Source organism: Deltaproteobacteria bacterium (assembly GCA_028818775.1).
GTDB lineage: Bacteria > Desulfobacterota > Binatia > UBA9968 > JAJDTQ01 > JAJDTQ01.
This window is the reverse complement of record JAPPNE010000172.1, coordinates 1-3,579: the sequence shown is the minus strand read 5'-3', so window position 1 is coordinate 3,579 and position 3,579 is coordinate 1. Positions and strand designations below refer to the sequence as shown.

The 3,579-nt window shown below is 69.4% G+C and carries 5 protein-coding genes; all 5 read right to left on the bottom strand.

Annotated features, from left to right (window positions below):
• Nucleotides 1-209 (bottom strand): hypothetical protein (locus OXU42_18135; GenBank protein ID MDE0031306.1); only part of this gene is annotated, 209 nt, incomplete at its 3' end.
• Nucleotides 206-526, bottom strand: coding sequence for a hypothetical protein (locus OXU42_18130; GenBank protein MDE0031305.1), 321 nt, complete (start codon nucleotides 524-526; stop codon nucleotides 206-208). The genes OXU42_18130 and OXU42_18135, both read right to left, overlap by 4 nt.
• Nucleotides 523-1,104 carry a DNA repair protein RadC gene (gene radC / locus OXU42_18125; GenBank protein MDE0031304.1) on the bottom strand — a complete coding sequence of 194 codons (582 nt, stop codon included), beginning with the start codon at nucleotides 1,102-1,104 and terminating at the stop codon, nucleotides 523-525. Before radC ends, OXU42_18130 begins: the two co-directional genes overlap by 4 nt.
• 847 nt (nucleotides 1,105-1,951) lie before the next feature.
• The gene (locus OXU42_18120) at nucleotides 1,952-2,227 is read right to left on the bottom strand and encodes a hypothetical protein (protein ID MDE0031303.1); all 276 of its coding nucleotides are present in this window, start codon (nucleotides 2,225-2,227) and stop codon (nucleotides 1,952-1,954) included.
• Nucleotides 2,228-2,641: 414 nt separating this feature from the next.
• Nucleotides 2,642-3,579, bottom strand: a 938-nt coding sequence (locus OXU42_18115; GenBank protein ID MDE0031302.1) for a hypothetical protein, incomplete at its 5' end; no start/stop codon positions are given.

Below are 3,579 nucleotides of genomic sequence, written 5' to 3'. Positions count from 1 at the left end.
GGGGGCGCCGGGTAACCGGCGTCCCTACCGCAATTGGTCATGAGGCGGACCGCGGGGTCTTCCTGCTGATTGCCGCCCTCGTGGATGACCTGGCTGCATGCCTGGTGGATGGCGAGCGCCACGCCGGCCGGGTTCGAGGCGCCGGGATCGACGATGGCAAGGGCGTCCTTGTGGCGGTCGTAGCCTTCGGGGAGATCAGGGAAGCTCATTGGCCGGTCCTCCTTACGCGGGCGACGAGGCCTTCGACCATGCGGGCATCGGCGCCGCAGGCTTGGCCCCAGCCGCGGATGTTCCTCTCGAAGTCGTCGAGCGATCCGAGATGGGTGTCGAACAGCGGGTTGTGGTCGGTTGCGGCCAGCACGCAGTTGCCGGAGACGGCGACGTTGGTGATGGCCGGGCTGGTCATGGGTTCGGGATCCAGGAGCCAGGACAGGAACGCCGAGAACATCGGCGAGAGGTCCCGGCCGCGGCGCGGGTCCATGGGGTGCATGGCCGGCGGCGGGCCGGCGGGATGCTGAATGGTCACAAGAGGCCCTCCCTGCTGAAGCTGAAGAAACGGTCATGCCCGCAGACCACGTGGTCGTGGATGCGGACTCCCAGCACCTCGCCCACCTGCCGGAGCCGGTGGGTGATGTCCACGTCCTCGCGCGAAGGCGAGGGGTCGCCCGAGGGGTGGTTGTGGGTGAAGATGACCCCGGCCGCGGACTCGCGGATGACGGGGTGGAACACCTCGCGAGGATGGACCACGGACGAAGTGAGGCTGCCCGTGGAGACCCGATGGCGGCGGATCAGCCTGTTCCGGTTGGTCATCAACAGCACATCGAAGTGTTCCCGGTATTCGTTCACGTACCGCGGCCGCATGTAGTGGTAAGCGTCCTCGGGAGTTCTGACCATGGGAGCGTTCTCGTGCACGCAGGCTTCGGCTTCGAGCAGTTGCCGGCCCAGCTCGAACGCGGCCTTGACCCTCCCCGCCTGCGCCGCGGTGAGTCCGTGCGACCGCAGTTCCCGGACGGTCATCGAGTCGAGGTCGAGCAGGGAAAGGCCCGTGAGCCTGGCCGTCCCGCGCGCGCCGATCAGCGCTTCCATCGGTTTTGGGATTTCCATGGCGTTCTCTTTCGCGGCCGGATTCATCTGATCCGGCCTTCGGCCCCGTCAGGGGATCAGGCAGTGCAAAATGAGTGCCGGGGAATCGCATACCGGCCGCCGGGGCCGTGGCCCCGGGCATTGGCGATCTCCATGTGGCTGAAAATGAAGGCGTCCCGCTCTGGCCGGGTGGCCGGGGCGGGGCGCGCAGGGGATGGGGATGCTCGGGCGGAACGGCCGGGCGGGGTCGAGAACTTGACGACAGGTGTCTGATTGCCGTCGGGCCTCCGGCCGTTCGCGGGCAGCTTCCGGCGTACCCGCGCGCGAGAAGTTCCGTGGGGCGGTCTCCTTGCGGGAGGGATGAATGCTGCCGCGGGCAACGGCCGCTCCCGCGTCCCGGCCGCCCTGCGCCCGAAAACGGGCGGCCTCGGCTCCGGGCGGCGCGGGGCGATTCTGCCGGGAGGGGTGGAGTGCGGGCGGGTGATGGAAGTCACCACCGCGCGCGATTGTCACGGGGCGGGCGAGGGTTTTCGGCCGGACGCTCCGTCCTGCGCCGGTAGAGTTCGGCGATTCGGCGGTGAAGGTTCGGGATGTCGGCCGGGACTGCTGGGAGGCGGGTTGAGTTCGTCCTCGATGGCCGCGATCATCGTCGCGGTCCGCATCTCGGTCTCCAGGCTCCCTGGTTCGCGGCCGCTTCGGAGTGCAGGCAGTCCTAGCAGACGTTCCAGGCGGCGAGGTCCCCGCGGTCGTTGATCCGAAGCTCGAACGCCGGCCGCGTGTCCCCGCATTCCTCGCATGGCCGGATGTCGAGCGCCCTGGCGGTAATGATGGTTTCCCGCCCGGCGCCTCTCCCTTCCGGCGCCGGGCGCTAGGCCCGGTCCTTCAAGGCTGCTTCGAGCACGGCCCCCTGCCTTTCCAGCGCCTCTCCCTGGCGCTGGAGCGCTTCTCCCTGGCGTTCGAGCCCCTGGACCAGGGCCTGGAGCGCGGTCATGGATTCCGTATGCCGGGCATCCTCGCGCTTCTCGCGCTGATCCCCGGCGTGGCGCATCTGCCGGATGCCGTGGAGGACGGCCCCGACCGCGGCGGCTGCGACGGCGAGTTGACCGGCGGCGATGGCGAGCGTGGCGATCTCGAATCCCGTCATGTCGTTTCTCCCTTGTAGTCCAATAATGCCAGGAACCGGCCGTGACGTGAATGGAGCCACCGCAGCGGCCTTGGCTGCGTATCGCACAGGCGCCGCGGCATGCGGCTTTCCGAGCAGGCCCGAGAGCAGGCCACAGAACCGTCGGATGGCGTTCGGCCGGCCGGGGTGGACCTTGACGACGTCCAGGAACGCGCGGGCGGCACGGGCAAAGTCGATGCCGCGACGATCGAGGCGGGCATCGTCCCATTCGAACTCCACCCCGGGCATATAGGCTGTTGACTCACACCCGGTCAAGCATGTCTCCGGTGATTGCAGGCCCGCTTTCCAGGTGCGGCGCGATCGTCACGCGCGGCTGCCCGGCTTCCACTCGCAGTCTCGTCCGGCCGCCGCGGAACCTCGGACGTTCCCCTGACACTATTCGGAAGGATCGTCCAGGGTGACGCGGACGTCCGGGCGGGTGATGGAGATCTCTACCTTGCGGTTGTGTGGAACGAGCCAGAAGATCTCGCGCCGGACGGTCTCGGCAATGGATGTCTCCAGCGCCGAATCCTCGCTGCACAGGAGCCTGGTGGCGATGTGGAGCGCCTCTTCGTCGAACCGCACGGCCTGGGTCTCGCGGCTGTCGGCCTCCGCGTCGTCGTCGGCCGAGAAGAAGCCCAGGCGCAGCAGCTCCGCGAGCCGGCGCGGTTCCAGGGCGCTGTCCGCGGTGACCAGCGGCAGCGCGTCGCGGACCCAACTCCAGGCCTCGCCCGCGAAGGCGAGATCGGCGGGGAGATCCAGCGTGAGGCCGCGGCCGCCGGCGGTTTCGATCGCAAGCGCAATGCGGATCGCGTCGGGACGCGTCGCCGGCGGGGTGGCGGTGGCTCCCGTCCGCTCGGGCACGGGATACTCGTGAAGCGGCCACGTCTTGCCGTCGGCGTCTATGACCTGGGTGTCGATGCCCGTGACGCGGTCGAGCCGGCCGTACCAGGCGTAGCCTTCGAGTCGCCTGTCGGCTTCGAAGAGCCGTTCCGCCATGCCGGCGCGCTCCGCGGCGCGCCACAGCGCCTGCCCCTCGGGCGGCTCGGGATCGCAATCCATGACCAGCGCATCGGGGCCGGCCGGCGCGGGCTTGGGCGGCTCCCGCCAGTCGTCCACGTCGGCGATGGCGGGCCGCCAGGGGTGGAGGACCGCCGGCGGCGGCGCAAGCTCGATCCCGGCGTCGCGCGCCCGTGTCCAGTCCGCAAAGGCGGGACACGGATCTGGATTGGCGGCCATTGCGCGGTAGACCGCCAGGCGCCCCGCCTCGCGCATGTCGGCCAGAAACGCATTCTCGATGCCATCAACACAAAAGGCAACTTCGAGTTCACTCG